This window comes from Pseudomonas sp. D1HM (assembly GCF_019266105.1).
GTDB classification, from domain to species: Bacteria; Pseudomonadota; Gammaproteobacteria; order Pseudomonadales; family Pseudomonadaceae; genus Aquipseudomonas; species Aquipseudomonas taetrolens.
In genome coordinates this window covers 36,979-53,206 of the sequence record NZ_LRMN01000011.1, presented here as the reverse complement: position 1 = coordinate 53,206, position 16,228 = coordinate 36,979, and the positions used below count along the sequence as shown (strand labels likewise).

Annotated in this window: 12 protein-coding genes; 10 read left to right on the top strand and 2 right to left on the bottom strand. The window is 59.8% G+C overall.

Annotation, left to right across the window (positions count from 1 at the left end; all coding sequences use genetic code 11):
- Positions 1 to 52: 52 nt before the first annotated feature.
- From AWM69_RS13960 to rarD, 4 genes are all read left to right on the top strand, one after another.
- Positions 53 to 817, top strand: a complete 765-nt coding sequence (locus AWM69_RS13960) for a TOBE domain-containing protein (RefSeq protein ID WP_218727225.1) — start codon at positions 53 to 55, stop codon at positions 815 to 817.
- A gap of 73 nt (positions 818 to 890) precedes the next feature.
- Positions 891 to 2,792 (top strand): PhoX family phosphatase, encoded by a 1,902-nt coding sequence (locus AWM69_RS13955; RefSeq protein WP_218727224.1) that lies wholly within the window; start codon positions 891 to 893, stop codon positions 2,790 to 2,792.
- 212 nt (positions 2,793 to 3,004) lie between these two features.
- Positions 3,005 to 3,979, top strand: a complete 975-nt coding sequence (locus AWM69_RS13950; RefSeq protein WP_048380813.1) for a serine/threonine protein kinase — start codon at positions 3,005 to 3,007, stop codon at positions 3,977 to 3,979.
- A gap of 212 nt (positions 3,980 to 4,191) precedes the next feature.
- On the top strand, positions 4,192 to 5,079 hold the full coding sequence (gene rarD, locus AWM69_RS13945; RefSeq protein WP_048380815.1) for an EamA family transporter RarD: 888 nt from the start codon (positions 4,192 to 4,194) through the stop codon (positions 5,077 to 5,079).
- A gap of 108 nt (positions 5,080 to 5,187) precedes the next feature.
- On the opposite strand, the gene AWM69_RS13940 is transcribed toward rarD, so the two are convergent.
- Positions 5,188 to 5,706, bottom strand: coding sequence for a glycine cleavage system protein R (locus AWM69_RS13940; protein WP_218727222.1), 519 nt, complete (start codon positions 5,704 to 5,706; stop codon positions 5,188 to 5,190).
- Between the two features lie 370 nt (positions 5,707 to 6,076).
- Here AWM69_RS13940 and AWM69_RS13935 point away from each other — a divergent pair, with 370 nt between their 5' ends.
- Complete coding sequence (locus tag AWM69_RS13935) at positions 6,077 to 8,254, top strand: malate synthase G (protein ID WP_218727221.1); 2,178 nt, start codon at positions 6,077 to 6,079, stop codon at positions 8,252 to 8,254.
- Positions 8,255 to 8,383: 129 nt separating this feature from the next.
- Here AWM69_RS13935 and AWM69_RS13930 read toward each other — a convergent pair whose 3' ends face one another.
- Positions 8,384 to 8,830: a response regulator gene (locus AWM69_RS13930; protein WP_131653349.1), complete on the bottom strand. Its 447-nt coding sequence runs from the start codon at positions 8,828 to 8,830 to the stop codon at positions 8,384 to 8,386.
- 297 nt (positions 8,831 to 9,127) lie between these two features.
- Here AWM69_RS13930 and AWM69_RS13925 point away from each other — a divergent pair, with 297 nt between their 5' ends.
- The 5 genes from AWM69_RS13925 (at position 9,128) to AWM69_RS13905 (ending at position 16,219) form a co-directional block, all read left to right on the top strand.
- Entirely contained in the window at positions 9,128 to 11,062 is a 1,935-nt protein-coding gene (locus AWM69_RS13925) for a putative nucleotidyltransferase substrate binding domain-containing protein (protein WP_218727219.1), read from the top strand.
- A complete protein-coding gene (locus AWM69_RS13920; protein WP_218727217.1) occupies positions 11,059 to 11,769 on the top strand; it encodes a PolC-type DNA polymerase III in 711 nt (236 codons plus the stop codon). The genes AWM69_RS13925 and AWM69_RS13920 overlap by 4 nt, the downstream gene beginning before the upstream one ends.
- Positions 11,770 to 12,215: 446 nt before the next feature.
- Complete coding sequence (locus AWM69_RS13915) at positions 12,216 to 12,740, top strand: RNA polymerase sigma factor (RefSeq protein ID WP_218727215.1); 525 nt, start codon at positions 12,216 to 12,218, stop codon at positions 12,738 to 12,740.
- Positions 12,737 to 13,714, top strand: a complete 978-nt coding sequence (locus AWM69_RS13910) for a FecR family protein (RefSeq protein ID WP_218727213.1) — start codon at positions 12,737 to 12,739, stop codon at positions 13,712 to 13,714. Before AWM69_RS13915 ends, AWM69_RS13910 begins: the two co-directional genes overlap by 4 nt.
- A 90-nt stretch (positions 13,715 to 13,804) precedes the next feature.
- The gene (locus tag AWM69_RS13905; RefSeq protein ID WP_131653354.1) at positions 13,805 to 16,219 is read left to right on the top strand and encodes a TonB-dependent receptor; all 2,415 of its coding nucleotides are present in this window, start codon (positions 13,805 to 13,807) and stop codon (positions 16,217 to 16,219) included.
- The last annotated feature ends 9 nt before the right edge of the window (positions 16,220 to 16,228 follow it).

The window sequence follows — 16,228 nt, the reverse complement described above, 5'->3', positions numbered from 1 at the left end:
CCGGGTTGTACAGGCACTTTCCAGCCTTCAACCGCTTTGCGAATCCGTCGTCATGCACTTGCCCACCCTGCTCACGCAACACATCGTCCGCCGTCCTCAGCGCATCGCCTTGCTGCAGCATATTGCCGAGCAAGGTTCGATCACCGCCGCGGCAAAAAGCGCGGGCATCAGCTACAAGGCTGCGTGGGATGCCATCGATGAGCTGAATAACCTGGCGCAGACCCCACTGGTGGAGCGCATCGTGGGTGGCAAAGGCGGCGGGGGCGCTCGCCTGTCGGTGGCAGGCGAGCGCGTGTTGCGGCTATACCAGCGTCTGCAAACCCTGCAAAGCCAGGTGCTGGACGCGACCGAAGACGTCGAAGACCTCGACCTGCTCGGTCGATTGATGCTGCGCACCAGCGCCCGTAACCAGTTGCACGGCAGCGTGATTGCCATTCATGGGCATGGCCACTACGACCTGATCCACCTGGAACTCCCCGGCGGTCTGACCCTGCAGGCACAAATCACCCGCGACAGCACCCAGCGACTGGAGCTCGCGATTGGCACCCCGGTGGTGGCACTGATCAAGGCCGGCTGGCTGCAAGTGATCGATATCCGGCAGGATATCGCTGCCGGACACAACCATCTGCATGGCCAGATAGAGCAGATCCTGCAGGCCGACGATGGTCCCAGCGAAGTGCGCATCAGCCTGCCCAACGGGCAAACCCTGTGCGCCCTGACAGAGCCGCAGCACCTTGAAACACTCGGCTTGCAAGCCGGTAGCCCGACCCGGGTGCAGTTCGCGCCGTCTCTGGTGCTGCTCGGTACACCGCTGTAACAGCGTGTTGAAACATCCCTGTCACACCGGCTGATTAAGGTGACTGCAAAAATCGTCTTGAGCCCAGCCTGCCATGAACCTATTAGAAGAAGATCAATCCACCGACCTTGAGCAAATCGTAGGCCTCAGTCGCCGGGGGTTTATCAGCGCGGGTGCGCTGTGCGGTGCCGCAATGTTTTTGGGGGGCGGTCTGCTGAGCCGCAGCGCACTGGCTTCAAGCATCAGTGCCGGCACCAGCCAACTGCTGGGGTTTGACAGCATCGCTGCCGCCACTGCCGACAGCATCAGCCTGCCGCCCGGCTACCGCTCGGCGGTGCTCATCAGTTGGGGGCAACCTTTGCAAGCCAACGGCCCCGCGTTTGATTCCAGCGGCAACGGCAGCGCCGATGCTCAGGAAGTGCAGTTCGGTGACAACAATGACGGCATGAGCCTGTTCGCCTTCCCGGATGATCCGAACCGCGCCCTGATGGCGATCAACAACGAATACACCAACTATCGCTACCTCTATCCTCATGGCGGCCAGCCTACCTCTGCGCAAGAGGTGCGTAAGGCCCAGGCCAGCGAAGGCGTGTCAGTCATCGAGATTCAGCGTAAGGGCGATGCCTGGCAGTTTGTTCAAGGCTCGCCCTTCAACCGCCGTATTCACGGCAACACACCGATTCGGCTTGGCGGCCCGGCAGCAGGCCACGCGTTACTGAAAACCCGGGCAGACAACACAGGCACCCGCGCATTGGGGACGTTCCAGAACTGCGCCAATGGCAAAACGCCGTGGGGCACCTACCTCACCTGCGAAGAGAACTTCACGGATTGCTTTGGCAGTTCAGACCCCGCACAGACTTTCGACCCGGCGCAAAAGCGCTATGGCGTGGTTGCCGCCAGCAAAGAGATCGGCTGGCATCTGCACGACCCGCGCTTCGATGTCGCGGTTAATCCCAACGAGCTCAATCGTCACGGCTGGGTCGTGGAGATCGACCCGTTCGATCCGCAGTCGGTGCCGGTCAAACGTACCGCGCTGGGGCGCTTCAAGCATGAAAACGCGGCTCTGGCCGAAACCCTCGACGGCCGCGCCGTGGTGTACATGGGTGACGACGAACGTGGCGAGTTCATTTACAAGTTCATTAGCCGCGACAAAATCGACCACAAGAACCCCAAGGCCAACCACGATCTGCTCGACCACGGCACGCTCTATGTTGCGCGCTTCGATGCTGGCGACAAGAACCCGGACCGCCCCAGAGGCCAGGGCCAGTGGATCGAATTGAGCCACGGCAAAAACGGCCTCGACAGCAGCAGCGGTTTCGCTAATCAGGCTGAAGTATTGATCCACGCCCGCCTGGCGGCGAGCGCGGTCGGCGCCACGCGTATGGATCGCCCGGAATGGATCGTGGTCAGCCCCAAAGATGGTCAGGTCTATTGCACCTTGACCAACAACGTCAAACGCGGAGAAGACGGTCAGCCGGCCGGTGGCCCCAACCCGCGCGAGAAAAACGTGTACGGGCAGATCCTGCGCTGGAAGGAACGCAACAACGACCACGCCGCGGCGGCATTTGACTGGGATTTGTTTGTGGTGGCGGGCAACCCGGTTGTGCATGCCAAAACCCCGAAAGGCGGCTCGGCCAACATCACCCCGCACAATATGTTTAACAGCCCCGATGGGATGGGGTTCGATGATGCCGGACGGTTGTGGATCCTGACGGATGGCGACGCCAGCAATGCCGGAGACTTTGCCGGGATGGGCAACAACCAGATGCTGTGCGCCGATCCTGCCAGCGGGGAAATCCGTCGTTTCATGGTCGGTCCGGTGGGCTGCGAAGTCACGGGCATCAGCTTCTCACCGGATTACAAAACCCTGTTTGTCGGCATCCAGCACCCAGGCGAAAACGGCGGCTCAACTTTCCCTGAACACCTGCCCAACGGCAAACCGCGCTCCTCGGTCATGGCCATCAGCCGTGAGGACGGCGGTATCGTCGGGGCTTGAAACGACCACAAGCCTTGTAGCCGCTGCCGCAGGCTGCGAAAAGGGCCGCAGGACCTTCACTATTTCAGGGTCGCTGCGTCACCCATCGCAGCCTACGGCAGCGGCTACAGGGGTTGGCAGAGCGGCTCCGCCCATTTCAGTCGCCCTCTGCCAACCGGTCTGCGCTAACATGCATGGCCGGACGCGGCAGCCTGCTGCGCGCAGGAGTCAGCATGTCTCATCCGTTTGCAACACTTACCCCAGATCTGGTGCTCGATGCCGTCGAAAGCATCGGTTTCTTGAGCGATGCCCGTGTGCTTGCGCTCAACAGTTATGAAAACCGTGTGTACCAGGTCGGTATCGAAGACTCGGAACCGCTGATCGCCAAGTTCTACCGCCCTCAGCGCTGGACCAACGAAGCGATCCTCGAAGAACATCGCTTCACGTTCGAACTGGCCGAATGCGATGTGCCCGTCGTTGCCCCCATGATTCACAACGATAAAAGCCTGTTTGAGCATGCCGGGTTCCGTTTCACCCTGTTTCCGCGCCGCGGCGGCCGTGCGCCAGAGCCCGGCAACCTCGACCAGTTGTACCGCCTCGGGCAATTGCTGGGGCGCTTGCATGCCGTAGGTGCAACCAAACCGTTTGAGCACCGCGAAGCGCTGGGCGTGAAAAACTTTGGTCACGACTCGCTGACTACCTTGCTTGAAGGCAATTTCATTCCTCGTAGCCTGCTCCCGGCCTACGAGTCCGTGGCCCGGGACCTGCTCAAGCGCGTCGAAGACGTGTACGCCGCCACGCCGCACACCAACATCCGCATGCACGGTGATTGCCACCCCGGCAACATGATGTGCCGCGACGAGGTGTTCCATATCGTCGACCTCGATGACTGCCGCATGGGCCCCGCGGTACAGGATTTGTGGATGATGCTGGCGGGCGATCGCCAAGAGTGCCTGGGCCAGCTGTCTGAGCTGATGGACGGTTACAGCGAGTTCCATGACTTCAACCCCCGTGAACTGGCGTTGATCGAACCGCTGCGCGCCTTGCGCCTCATGCATTACAGCGCCTGGCTTGCCCGCCGCTGGGACGACCCGGCCTTCCCCCACAGCTTTCCCTGGTTTGGCACCGAACGCTATTGGGGTGATCAGATACTGGCCTTGCGCGAGCAATTGTCGGCCCTCAATGAAGAGCCATTGAAACTGTTCTGACCTGCTCGAAAACCGATCCTGTAGCCGCTGCCGAAGGCTGCGTCCGGCGGCAACGCCGTCGTAAAACCCTGCGACCGGGATCTCCTGGGGGAACCTGGTCCTCAGGATTTACGATCGCTTCGCAATCGGACGTAGCCTTCGGCAACTGCTACAAATTTTGCTTACACTCTTCTTCTCTTTTCGTCCGTTAGTTGCCTAAGCAAGGATTCTGCATGCAAGCCGCCAACCCGCGTCGCGGGTACATCTTAGGTCTCAGCGCCTATATCATTTGGGGACTCTTCCCGCTCTACTTCAAACTGCTGGCCAGCGTACCCGCGGCCGAAATCATCGTGAACCGGGTGCTCTGGTCTGCGTTGTTCGGGTCGTTGTTGCTGCTGTTCTGGAAACACCCCGGCTGGTGGCAGGAACTGCGCGACAACCCCAAGCGCATCGGTGTGCTCACCCTCAGTGGGCTGTTGATTGCCGGCAACTGGCTGACTTATGTGTGGGCCGTGAACAACGACCGCATGCTGGAAGCCAGCCTGGGTTACTACATCAACCCGCTGGTGAACGTGCTGCTCGGCATGTTGCTGCTGGGCGAGCGCCTGCGCCGCCTGCAGTGGATCGCCGTAGGGCTGGCCGCCGTGGGTGTGGCCCAGCAGGTGTGGCAAGTCGGCAGTTTGCCGTGGGTGTCACTGGTACTGGCACTGACCTTTGGGTTTTACGGACTGATCCGCAAGCAGGCACCCGTCCAGGCGCTGCCGGGCCTGGTGGTGGAGACGTGGATTCTGGTGCCCATCGCCATTGGCTGGTTGCTGATGCACCCGGGCGCCAATAGCGCCCAGGCAGCGTTCTGGACCAGCTCCGAAGCCTGGTTACTGGTCGCCGCCGGCCCGGCCACGCTGATCCCGCTGGTGTGCTTTAACGCCGCTGCGCGACATCTGCCCTACACCACCCTGGGTTTCATGCAGTACCTGGCCCCCACTCTGGTGCTGATCCAGGCCGTTCTGTTGTTTGGCGAGCATTTATCCGACAGCACGTTGATCGCGTTCATGTTCATCTGGGCCGGTTTGGTGGTGTATAGCCTCGATGCCTGGTTCAGCATGCGCCGCCGCAACTGATCAAAAAACGTACAAACTATTGCAGGCCTTGCTTTATAAGGCCTGCAACAGGTTCTCCAAAGGTTATCCACAGGCGGATGCAGCGTTTCATGGGATAACCCCTGTGGATTAATCGTCGGTGCGCAGCATCAACTCAACCACCAGCTCGTCGGCCAGGGTTTCAAGGCGCCGCTGCAACACCTCCAGCGACAACGTCAACGGCACCGCCAGTATCGCTTCGGCGTGAAACAACGGCTCATTGCTCATGGGAGCAGGCCGCACATCGGTAACCAGCCGCTCCAGGTTGACGCCCTGCTCCGTCAGCACCCGGGTAATGTCACGCACAATGCCGGGACGGTCGTTACCCACCAGTTCCATCGCGATGGGCTTCCAGGTGCAGGATTGCTCGATCCCGCTTTCAGCAATCAAGACCCGAATCCCTTCCTTACTCAAACCTTGTAGCGCATCCACCAATCCGTCATGGGCTTCGGCAGGCACGCCTACGCGCAGGATCCCGGCAAATTGTCCGGCCATTCGCGACATTCGACTTTCCAGCCAATTGCCGCCGTGTTCTGCGATGCACTGAGCGATACGCTCAACCTGCCCGGCCTTGTCCTGAGCAAAGACCGTAATCACGAGATGGTTCATGGCGGGGCTCTCTTGTTAGGAATCGGTTGAGTATAGGCACTGAGCGCCACATCGACGCAGGCCTTGCAGTTGCCGGGGCGACAAAGAAATTGTGTACTGTTTTTATAATTATCTGGAACAACCTATGTATTTCTTGAGAACATCCTGTTCTTCTATGTGACCGATCGCCTGAAAACGGTCGAAGAACGACGTGATTAGTCTGATTTTCACATCTGCAATTGATCATGTAGTATGCCCCGGCGACCACTACATAATTAGCAACACGGTTCGCCAAGGCGTCTGCTATACCCCCTACAACCCCGCCAGCATGAGCTCACGCGGTGTTTTGAGAAGCGCTCCAGGCTTTAAATAAAAATGAGTGAGGCAAGCAATGACTGAACACGTTCAAGTCGGTGGCCTGCAGGTCGCCAAAGTCCTGTTCGACTTCGTAAACAACGAAGCCATTCCCGGTACCGGCCTCGACGCCGACCAGTTCTGGGCCGGTGCTGACAAGGTCATCCATGACCTGGCACCCAAGAACAAAGCACTGCTCGCCAAACGCGATGATCTACAGGCGCGGATTGATGCCTGGCACCAGACTCATGCCGGCAAAGCCCATGACGCCGTGGCTTACAAAGCCTTCTTGCAAGATATCGGGTATCTGCAGCCAGAAGCTGCGGATTTCCAGGCAACGACGCAAAACGTCGATGACGAAATCGCCCGCATGGCTGGCCCGCAGCTGGTAGTGCCGGTCATGAATGCACGCTTTGCCCTCAACGCCTCGAATGCCCGCTGGGGCTCGCTGTACGACGCGCTGTATGGCACCGATGCCATCAGCGAGGCCGATGGCGCAACGCGGGGCAAAGGCTATAACAAGGTCCGTGGTGACAAGGTCATCGCCTTCGCCCGCGCTTTCCTGGATGAGTCCGCGCCGCTGGCCACCGGCTCTCATGTTGACGCCACGGCTTATGCGATTGTCGACGGCGCCCTGCGCGTCACGCTCAAGGGCGGTGCCCACTCCGGCCTGCGCGACACTGCGCAATTGATTGGTTACCAGGGTGAGGCCACAGCGCCGATTGCCATCCTGCTGAAACACAACGGTCTGCATTTCGAAATCCAGATCGACGCTTCCAGCGCCATCGGCCAGACCGACGCGGCCGGCGTTAAAGACGTGCTGATGGAATCCGCCCTGACCACCATCATGGACTGTGAAGACTCGGTCGCTGCCGTCGATGCGGATGACAAAGTGGTGATCTACCGCAACTGGCTTGGCCTGATGAAGGGCGACCTGAGCGAGCAAGTGTCCAAGGGCGGCGAAACCTTTACCCGCACCATGAACCCGGATCGCGCGTACACCACGCCTGCAGGGGGCACTGTCAATCTGCACGGTCGCTCCCTGTTGTTCGTGCGTAACGTGGGTCACTTGATGACCATCGATGCGATTCTCGACAAGAACGGCAATGAAGTGCCCGAAGGCATTCTCGATGGCCTGCTGACCAGCCTTGCCGCGATCCACAGCCTCAATGGCAAGTCCTCGCGCAAAAACAGCCGCACCGGCTCGGTGTACATCGTTAAGCCGAAGATGCACGGCCCTGAAGAAGCGGCGTTCACCAATGAGCTGTTCGGTCGCATCGAAGACGTGCTGAAGCTGCCACGCAATACGCTCAAAGTCGGGATCATGGACGAAGAGCGCCGCACCACGATCAACCTCAAGGCGTGTATCAAAGCTGCCAGCGAGCGTGTGGTGTTCATCAACACCGGCTTCCTGGACCGCACCGGCGACGAGATCCATACCTCGATGGAAGCCGGGCCGATGGTGCGCAAGGCAGACATGAAAGGTGAAAAATGGATTTCGGCGTATGAAAACAACAACGTCGATGTCGGCTTGAGCACGGGCCTGCAAGGCCGCGCGCAAATTGGTAAAGGCATGTGGGCCATGCCCGACCTGATGGCCGCGATGCTGGAACAGAAAATCGCTCACCCGCTGGCCGGTGCCAACACCGCCTGGGTGCCTTCGCCGACCGCTGCTGCCTTGCACGCGTTGCATTACCACAAGGTCGACGTATTTGCCCGCCAGGCCGAACTGGCCAAGCGCGCACCGGCATCGGTAGATGACATTCTGACCATTCCGCTGGCGGTGAATCCGCAGTGGAGCGCCGAGCAGATCCAGAACGAGCTGGACAACAACTCGCAAGGCATTCTGGGTTACGTGGTGCGCTGGATCGATCAGGGTGTCGGTTGTTCGAAAGTACCCGATATCCATGACGTCGGTTTGATGGAAGACCGTGCAACGCTGCGTATTTCGAGCCAGCACATCGCTAACTGGCTGCGTCATGGCATCGTCAACCAGGCTCAAGTCCTCGAAAGCCTCAAGCGCATGGCCCCTGTGGTCGACCGTCAAAACGCCAACGACGCCCTGTACCGTCCGCTGGCACCGGACTTCGACAGCAACATCGCCTTCCAGGCGGCGGTCGAACTGGTGATCGAAGGCACTCGACAGCCCAATGGCTACACCGAGCCGGTGCTGCATCGCCGTCGACGTGAATTCAAGGCTAAAAACGGCGTGTAAGTAAGCGCTCGCTAAAGCCCGGCCTGAATGAACAACACCCCAAACGCTGGATACCCGTCCGGCTTTTGGGGTGTTTTCATGAGCGGTTACAGTCGACAACGACAGCCGCCTGTTCTCAGGTTTTCGGGATCACTGGTCTGGCAAGTGCAACTCGCGCCTGATGAGTTTCAGCAATTTCTCGACATCTATCGGCTTGAGCAGAAAATCCACCACGCTCAGGTGCATGGCATCGATAGCATCCCGCACCTCTGCATTGCCGGACATGATGATCACCGGCAAGGCCGCCAGTTCCGAGTGACGAACCTTGCGCGTCAGGTGCAAGCCATCATGGGGCTCCATGCGCAGGTCAGTCAGGATCAAACCGATAGACGTGTTGGACTTGAGCAGCGCCAGCGCTTCAGCTTCATTACTGGCGGCCACACACTCAATGCCGTGCAATTCCAGCAGCTCTAGCATCAGCTCCCGAGACGCCTCGTCATCCTCCACCAGCAACACGCAATCCTGGGCCGAAGGTGCTTGCATCACCTCTTTCAAGGCCTCACGTTCATCGTCGGTCAAAATATCGTGTTCTGTCATACAGGTCTCGAAAGCTGCGCTATCAGCCGAGTATCCCAGTGACGTAGTCGGCTTTCCCTCTATCGTGTCCCAATGTGCGCTTTGACGCGTGCATTTCCAAGCCCTTCAGCGTAAGAAACCAGCAAAAAGCCAGTGAGTTCTTTCAAAAATCGTCAGCGGCCGCCTCTCCATAGACTTACGTCCAATGGGCACCCACGTAAAGACAACCGAGCATGAGGGAATGAGACACCCCATGGGGCACGCTCCAACCCGTCATAACAACACGGCTAACCAAAGGCCAGGCACGCGGTAATGGCAATGAGTAAATCGGATGCGTTTCTCCAGGCAGGGAAAACAGCAGTGCTGCAGAACATTCACGGCACCATGCAGTTTTTGCAGCGATTCCCGCCCTTTAACCAAATGGAAAACACTCACCTGGCGTACCTGGTCGAGCAGTGTCAACTGCGCTTCTATGGCCCCGGCGAAAGCATCATCCGGCCGACTGACGGGCCGGTGGAGCACTTTTACATCGTCAAGCAGGGCCGGGTGGTGGGCGAGCGCACCCATGTAGGTCGCGAAGAAGCGCAAACCACCTTTGAAATCACCACCGGTGAGTGCTTCCCCCTGGCCGCCTTGCTGGGCGAACGCGCCACCCGCACCGAACACCGCGCCGCCGAAGACACGTTTTGCCTGCAGTTGAACAAGCTGGCCTTTATCAAGCTGTTTGCCCTGTCGGAGGAGTTCCGCGACTTTGCCCTGCGTGGCGTCAGCAGTTTGCTCGATAAAGTGAATCAGCAAGTTCAGCAGAAAGCCGTTGAAACCCTTGGCACCCAATACTCGCTCAATACCCGGCTGGGCGAGCTGGCCATGCGGCACCCTGTGATGTGCCGCCCCGAAACAGCCCTGCGCGAAGCCGTGCGCCTGATGCATGAGCAACAGGTCGGCAGTATTGTGGTAGTCGACGCGCAGCAGGCGCCATTGGGGATTTTCACCTTGCGCGACCTGCGCCAGGTGGTGGCCAGCGGTCTTCAGGATTTCGAGCAAGCCATCCACCTGCACATGACCCCGCAGCCGTTTTACCTGAGCCCCGACCACAGCGCTTTCGACGCCGCCATTGCCATGACTGAACGGCACATTGCCCATGTGTGTCTGGTCAAGGATCAACGCTTGTGCGGCGTGGTGTCCGAACGCGACTTGTTTTCCCTGCAACGGGTGGACCTGGTGCACCTGGCCCGCACCATTCGCCACGCGCCACGGCTGGAGAACCTGATCAATCTGCGCGGCGAAATAGGTCAACTGGTGGACAGGATGCTGGCCCACGGTGCCTCCTCAACCCAGATCACTCACCTCATCACCCAGCTCAACGACCACACCGTGCGCCGGGTAATCGAGCTGGTACTGGCCGACAAAGGCGACCCAGGCGTGCCCTTCAGCTGGCTGTGCTTTGGCAGCGAAGGCCGGCGCGAGCAAACGCTCTTCACCGATCAGGACAACGGCATTCTGTTCGACGCCAAAGACGGCGCCGAAGCTGCCGATATCCGTCAGCGCCTGCTGCCCATCGCGCAGCAAATCAACCAGCATCTGGCAGCCTGCGGCTTCACCTTGTGCAAAGGCAACATCATGGCCGGCAACCCCGAGCTGTGCCTGTCACGTGCGGAGTGGGCCCGACGCTTTGCCGCGTTTATCCGCGAGGCCACCCCCGATAACCTGCTGGCCTCGACCATCTTCTTCGATTTGCGCGTGGTCTGGGGGGACAAACAAGGCTGCCAGCAGTTACGTCGCGGCATTCTGGAGCAAGTGGCCGATAACCGACTGTTCCAGCGCATGATGGCTGACAATGCGCTGCGCCATCGTCCGCCCGTGGGGCGTTTCCGCGAGTTTGTGCTGGAACGCAAAGGCAGCGACAAGGCCACCCTGGACCTTAAAATCCAGGGCCTGACACCTTTTGTCGACGGCGCCCGGCTGCTGGCACTGGCCCATGGCGTCGAAGCCAATAACACCCTTGAACGGTTGCGCCAACTGGTGACGCTGAACGTGATTGATCCGCAGGACGGCGCAGCCTATGAAGAGGCCTACCACTTTATTCAGCAAACCCGCATGCAGCAGCATCAACGGCAAACCCGGGAAAACCGCCCGTACTCCAATCGCGTCGACCCTGACCAATTGAACCAGCTGGATCGGCGGATCCTGCGTGAGGCGCTGCGCCAGGCCCAGCGCCTGCAAAGCAGCCTGGCCCTGCGGTACCAGTTATGAGTTTTCTGTCCTGGCTGCTACCCCGTAAAAAACCGGTATTGAGCGTTGAGCAACAACAACGCGTGTTGCAACTGCCGCCTGCCGCGGGGTGGAGCGATACGCCGTTGCGCCAGCAACGCTGGGTTGTTGTCGATCTGGAAACCAGTGGTTTGAACCTCAACCGCGATCAGGTGCTGTCGATTGGCGCGACAGTGATTGAAGACGGGGCGATCGACCTGGGCCAATCGTTTGAACGCACCTTATTGCGCGCTCACACCACGCTCAACCCCAGCGTGCTGTTACATGGTTTGGGGCCCGGTGCGATTGCCGCCGGCAGCGACCCGGCGCAAGCCCTGCTGGATTTTCTGGCATTCGTCGGTGATAGCCCGGTACTGGCGTTTCATGCACCGTTTGACCAGCACATGCTGGCCCGGGCTCTGAAGGACAGTCTCGACTACCGCTTGCAGCACCCGTTCATGGATGTAGCAATGCTGGCCCCTATGCTCTGCCCGCAGGTCACCCCGCGTGATGCGGGGCTGGATCAGTGGATTGAGCACTTCAACCTGCAGATCGAAAACCGCCACAACGCCAGCGCCGATGCCCTGGCCACCGCCGAACTGGCGTTGATCCTGTTCAGCCGGGCCCAGGCCCAAGGCATTCACACCCCCCTCGCCCTGCAACAACGGCTGAACCAGTGGCAACGGCGCAAACAGGTCCATAGCTTCTAAACACGGCAGCACACCTTTTCGCAGCCTTCGGCAGCGGCTACAGGCTCAGTCGTCCGAAAACGCCGGGGCTTTACGACGGCTACGCCGCCGGATGCGGCCTCGTTCCACTCGACCGCTGCTACGAATAATGCTGTAGCCGCTGCCGCAGGCTGCGATGCATAACTCTCCCTTTCGCAGCCTTCGGCAGCGGCTACAGGCGCAGCAGTCTGAAAACGCCGGGGCTTTGCGACGGCTACGCCGCCGGACGCGGCCTCGTTCCACTCGACCGCTGCTACGGATAATGTGTTGCCGCGCGCGACAGGGTTGCCGTAGCAGTTGACGAGTGGAACGAGGCTACGTCCGGCTTTTGATCTGGCTGCCTGCCATCCGATGAGTGTCAATTGCGCATCACTATTGGCTCTGACACAATCGCGAATAATTATCGTTAGTTAAAACTGCAACCGGTGATGTCCTTGTCGTCAGCCCAAACCCCGCACAGTGAACTGGTTGGATCGCTTTATCGCGACCATCGCGGTTGGCTGCTGGCGTGGTTGCGCCGCAACGTTGCCTGCCCGCAACGGGCCGAAGACATCAGCCAGGATACCTTCGTGCGGCTACTGGGGCGCACCGACCTCAAGGCCCCCCGTGAACCCCGCGCATTTTTGGCGGCGGTCGCCAAGGGCCTGCTGTTTGATTACTTCCGGCGTGCGGCACTGGAACAGGCCTGGCTCAACGAGCTGATGCTGATCCCAGAAGCCGAGCACCCTTCGCCCGAGGAGCAACAACTGATCCTTGAAGACCTCAAGGCCATCGATCGCCTGCTGGGCAAGCTGTCGAGCAAGTCCCGCGCGGCCTTCCTCCACAGTCGCCTCGATGGTTTGAGCCACGCTGAAATCGCCGAGCGCCTGGGCGTGTCCGTACCCCGTGTCCGCCAGTATCTCGCCCAAGGCATCCGCCAGTGTTATATCGCCCTGTACGGCGAGCCGGCATGAGCGCCGTCAGCTCCAGGCCGGTCTCGGCACGGGTGCTGGATGCCGCCATCGCCTGGCAACTGTGCCTGGATTGCGGCAATGGCAGCGCGGTGGAGCAAGCCGAATTTGCCAAGTGGTATGCCGCCAGCGAAGAACACGCTCGCGCCTGGCTGCAACTGGGCATGCTCGACCACCGTTTCAGCAGCACCACTGTCCCGGCCCGTAAGGCCTTGCTGAGCGCTCGCAGTGGTGTGCAGCAACGCGTGCGCAAACTCGGCGGCGGCCTGGCAAGCATTGCCTTGGTGTGTGGCCTGGCCTTGTTCGCCGGTAAAAACTACCTGCCCCTCGATTACTGGATGGCCGACCAGCGCACCGCGACCGGCGAGCAACGCCAACTGCGCCTGGCCGACGGTACCCTGCTCAACCTCAACACCCACAGCGCCGTAGACGTGCGGTTTGACGATAAAACCCGTCTGATCGTGCTGCATGAAGGTGAAATCCTCGTGCAAACCGGGCATGACGACCCCCGGCCTTTTATCGTGCAAACCGCCGATGGCAACTTGCGTGCATTGGGTACACGGTTTCTGGTCAAGCGCGAGGATGACGGCACGCGCCTCAGCGTGTTGCAGTCCCGGGTCGCTGCCCATCCGCAAGGCAGCCCCGATGAACGTATCTACAGTGAAGGCCAGCAGGTGCTGATGCATCGCGACAGCCTCGGACAGATGCTCGCCGTCAATGTCGGGGCCGATGCCTGGACCCGCGGCATGCTGGTGCTCGATAACGTGCGCCTGGCCGATATGGTTCGCGAGCTCAACCGTTATCACCGGGGCCACCTGGGTGTCGAACCCGAGGTCGCCGATCTGCGCATCACCGGCAGCTTCCCGCTGAATAATCTCGAGCTGGCACTCAATGCCTTGCAGCCCACCCTGCCGGTGCAGATCCAGCAACGTACGCCATGGTGGGTCACGGTCAGCGCCAAGGCGCAAACGCGCTAAATACAAATAATTTTCGATCAGCCCTATCACTTTCCGAAATTCGTTCGGCATAAAGGCATTGAGAAACACTTCCATTCAGGAATTCGCCGAATGTCACGTACCCTCGACACGCTTTTGCGCCCAAGCCTGCTGGCCATTGCCATCGCCCTCAGCGCTCCGCTGGCCAGTACTGCGCTGATGGCCGCCGAGCAAAGCTCGACCGCCCGCAGCTACAGCCTGCCTGCCGGGCCGTTGGCCACCACACTGAATCAGATCGCCAGCCAGGCGGGTGTGACGCTGGCCATAGATTCTTCGCTGCTGGCCGGTAAAACCTCGGCCCCGGTCGAAGGCACATTCGAAGCCACCACGGCCCTGCGCGAAGCATTGCGCGGGACGGGGTTGCAGTTGCAGCAGAGCGGCAGCGGGTCTTACACGTTAGTGCCGGTGGTCGAAGGGGCATTGACCCTGGGTGACGTGAACATTAACGCCGCAGCGGTGGCCGAAGGTTCGGAAGCCGCCGGGTATGTCAGCGAGAACATCAGCAATGTCGGCGCGCTGGGCGGGATGAAGTTGCAAGACACACCCTACTCCATGAGCGTCACGTCTCAGGCGCTGCTCAAAAACATGCAGGCCACCTCGCTGGATGACGTGTTCAAACGCAACCCGTTCACCCAGGTGTATTCCCCGACAGGGGCGGGCTATGCCAGCGCAGTCAATATTCGTGGTTTCAGCAGCTCGGGCAGCCTGAACATTGCCAACGACGGCCTGCGCTTTACTACGGGCGCAGATGCAGGCAACTTTCTGGAAGAAACCGAGCAGTTGGAAGTCATCACCGGTCTCACCGGTTTTTTGTATGGCCCCGCCTCGCCCGGTGGTTTGGCCAACTACGTGCTTAAACGCCCGACCTATCAAAACTATCGCAGCGTAACCCTGGGCAATGCCGGCGGTGACAACTATTACCTGCATGGTGATTTCGGTGGCCCCATCGATGATGAAGGCAAATTTGCCTATCGCTTGAACCTGCTGACCCAAGATGGCGAAACCGCTATCGACATGCAGAAGCGCCGTCGGGAAATGATCAGCCTGGCGGTGGACTGGAACGTCAGCGACGACCTGCAAATCCAGTTCGACGCTTCGCACAAGAAAACCCAAATCCGCGGGGTCACCAGTTATTGGTACTTCGGGGATCAGGCGCTAAGACCTCGCGCTTCGCAGCTGGACAACGACAAGTTGTACAGCCAGAAGTGGGCATTCTCGGACAACGAAACCGACAAGGGCGGCGTACGTGCCACGTGGCGTCTGGACGACACCTTCACCCTGCGCGGCGCTGTCTCCTCGCAGAAATACACCGAAGAGAACACCTACACCGGCCCGACCGTCTACAGCGCGGGGGGATATACCCAACCGCTGTATGCGTTTGCACCGATCGAGCATCAGGAAAACTCGGCTTACCTGTTCCTGGATGCGGCCTTCGAAACAGGTTCGATCGGCCACAAAATGACCTTGGGTTATCAGGGTAACAACTCGCGCATCAAGCAGTACGAGGACCATGTCCCCAGTTCGCCACCGCAATATGTCGATGTCGGCGGCGGCACCTTGCCCTTCGGCACGGGTCAGCAAGTCGACAAACCCGGCTACTCGATCGGTAATGGCAACAAACGTCTGGCGAGCACGTCTCAATCCAACAATTTCCTGATTGGCGACGTCATCACCTTCAACGATCAATGGTCGAGCATCCTTGGCGTGACCCGGACTCAAATCAAGTCTTATGCCAATGACTTCATCTACTCCTCACCCGAGAAGAAAACCCGCTACGACGAGAGCAAGACGTCACCCAGCGCGTCGCTTATTTACAAGCCTGTGCCTTGGCTGACGACCTATGCCACCTACATTGAAGGCCTTCAGGCGGGCGGGACGGCACCTTACAACGCACTGAACGCAGGTGAAATCTTCGCCCCGCAAGTCAGCAAGCAGTACGAAATAGGCGCCAAGGCCACCGTGGGCGAAACCTTGCTGACCCTGGCCCTGTTCAACATCGAGAAACCCAACGGATTCCTCGGCGAGTCGATGGTTTACACCGAGAGCGGCACGCAGGTGAACAACGGCCTGGAGTTCAGCGTAACGGGAAAGGTCACACCCGAGATGACCGTGATCGGCGGCTTCACCTTGCTTGATCCGAAGGTCAAAGACGCCGACGTCAAAGCCAATGACGGCAATGCGCCGGTGAACGTCGCCAAGCAGCTGGCCAAGGTATATGCCGAATACGACATCAACAGCGTCCCTGGCCTGGCTCTGACCGGTGGCGCGTTCTACACCGGCAAGCAGTACACCGACGAAGCCAACGACTATCAGTTGCCGTCCTTCACCACCTTCGATGCGGGCGCGCGCTATCGCATGAAGGTGTCGGAGAACGATCTGACCTTGCGCATGAACGTCAGTAACCTGGCGAACAAAGAGTACTGGCTCAACAGCCATTACCTGGGCGATCCACGCACCGTACAGTTCTCAGCCCAGCTGGAGTTCTAAAGCGCCCCT

Excerpts from the sequence above, each read along its gene's own strand:
- AWM69_RS13960 (WP_218727225.1), top strand. The coding sequence starts at position 53 with ATGCACTTGCCCACCCTGCTCACGCAACACATCGTCCGCCGTCCTCAG.
- AWM69_RS13955 (WP_218727224.1), top strand. The coding sequence starts at position 891 with ATGAACCTATTAGAAGAAGATCAATCCACCGACCTTGAGCAAATCGTA.
- AWM69_RS13950 (WP_048380813.1), top strand. The coding sequence starts at position 3,005 with ATGTCTCATCCGTTTGCAACACTTACCCCAGATCTGGTGCTCGATGCC.
- rarD (WP_048380815.1), top strand. The coding sequence starts at position 4,192 with ATGCAAGCCGCCAACCCGCGTCGCGGGTACATCTTAGGTCTCAGCGCC.
- AWM69_RS13940 (WP_218727222.1), bottom strand. The coding sequence starts at position 5,706 with ATGAACCATCTCGTGATTACGGTCTTTGCTCAGGACAAGGCCGGGCAG.
- AWM69_RS13935 (WP_218727221.1), top strand. The coding sequence starts at position 6,077 with ATGACTGAACACGTTCAAGTCGGTGGCCTGCAGGTCGCCAAAGTCCTG.
- AWM69_RS13930 (WP_131653349.1), bottom strand. The coding sequence starts at position 8,830 with ATGACAGAACACGATATTTTGACCGACGATGAACGTGAGGCCTTGAAA.
- AWM69_RS13925 (WP_218727219.1), top strand. The coding sequence starts at position 9,128 with ATGAGTAAATCGGATGCGTTTCTCCAGGCAGGGAAAACAGCAGTGCTG.
- AWM69_RS13920 (WP_218727217.1), top strand. The coding sequence starts at position 11,059 with ATGAGTTTTCTGTCCTGGCTGCTACCCCGTAAAAAACCGGTATTGAGC.
- AWM69_RS13915 (WP_218727215.1), top strand. The coding sequence starts at position 12,216 with ATGTCCTTGTCGTCAGCCCAAACCCCGCACAGTGAACTGGTTGGATCG.
- AWM69_RS13910 (WP_218727213.1), top strand. The coding sequence starts at position 12,737 with ATGAGCGCCGTCAGCTCCAGGCCGGTCTCGGCACGGGTGCTGGATGCC.
- AWM69_RS13905 (WP_131653354.1), top strand. The coding sequence starts at position 13,805 with ATGTCACGTACCCTCGACACGCTTTTGCGCCCAAGCCTGCTGGCCATT.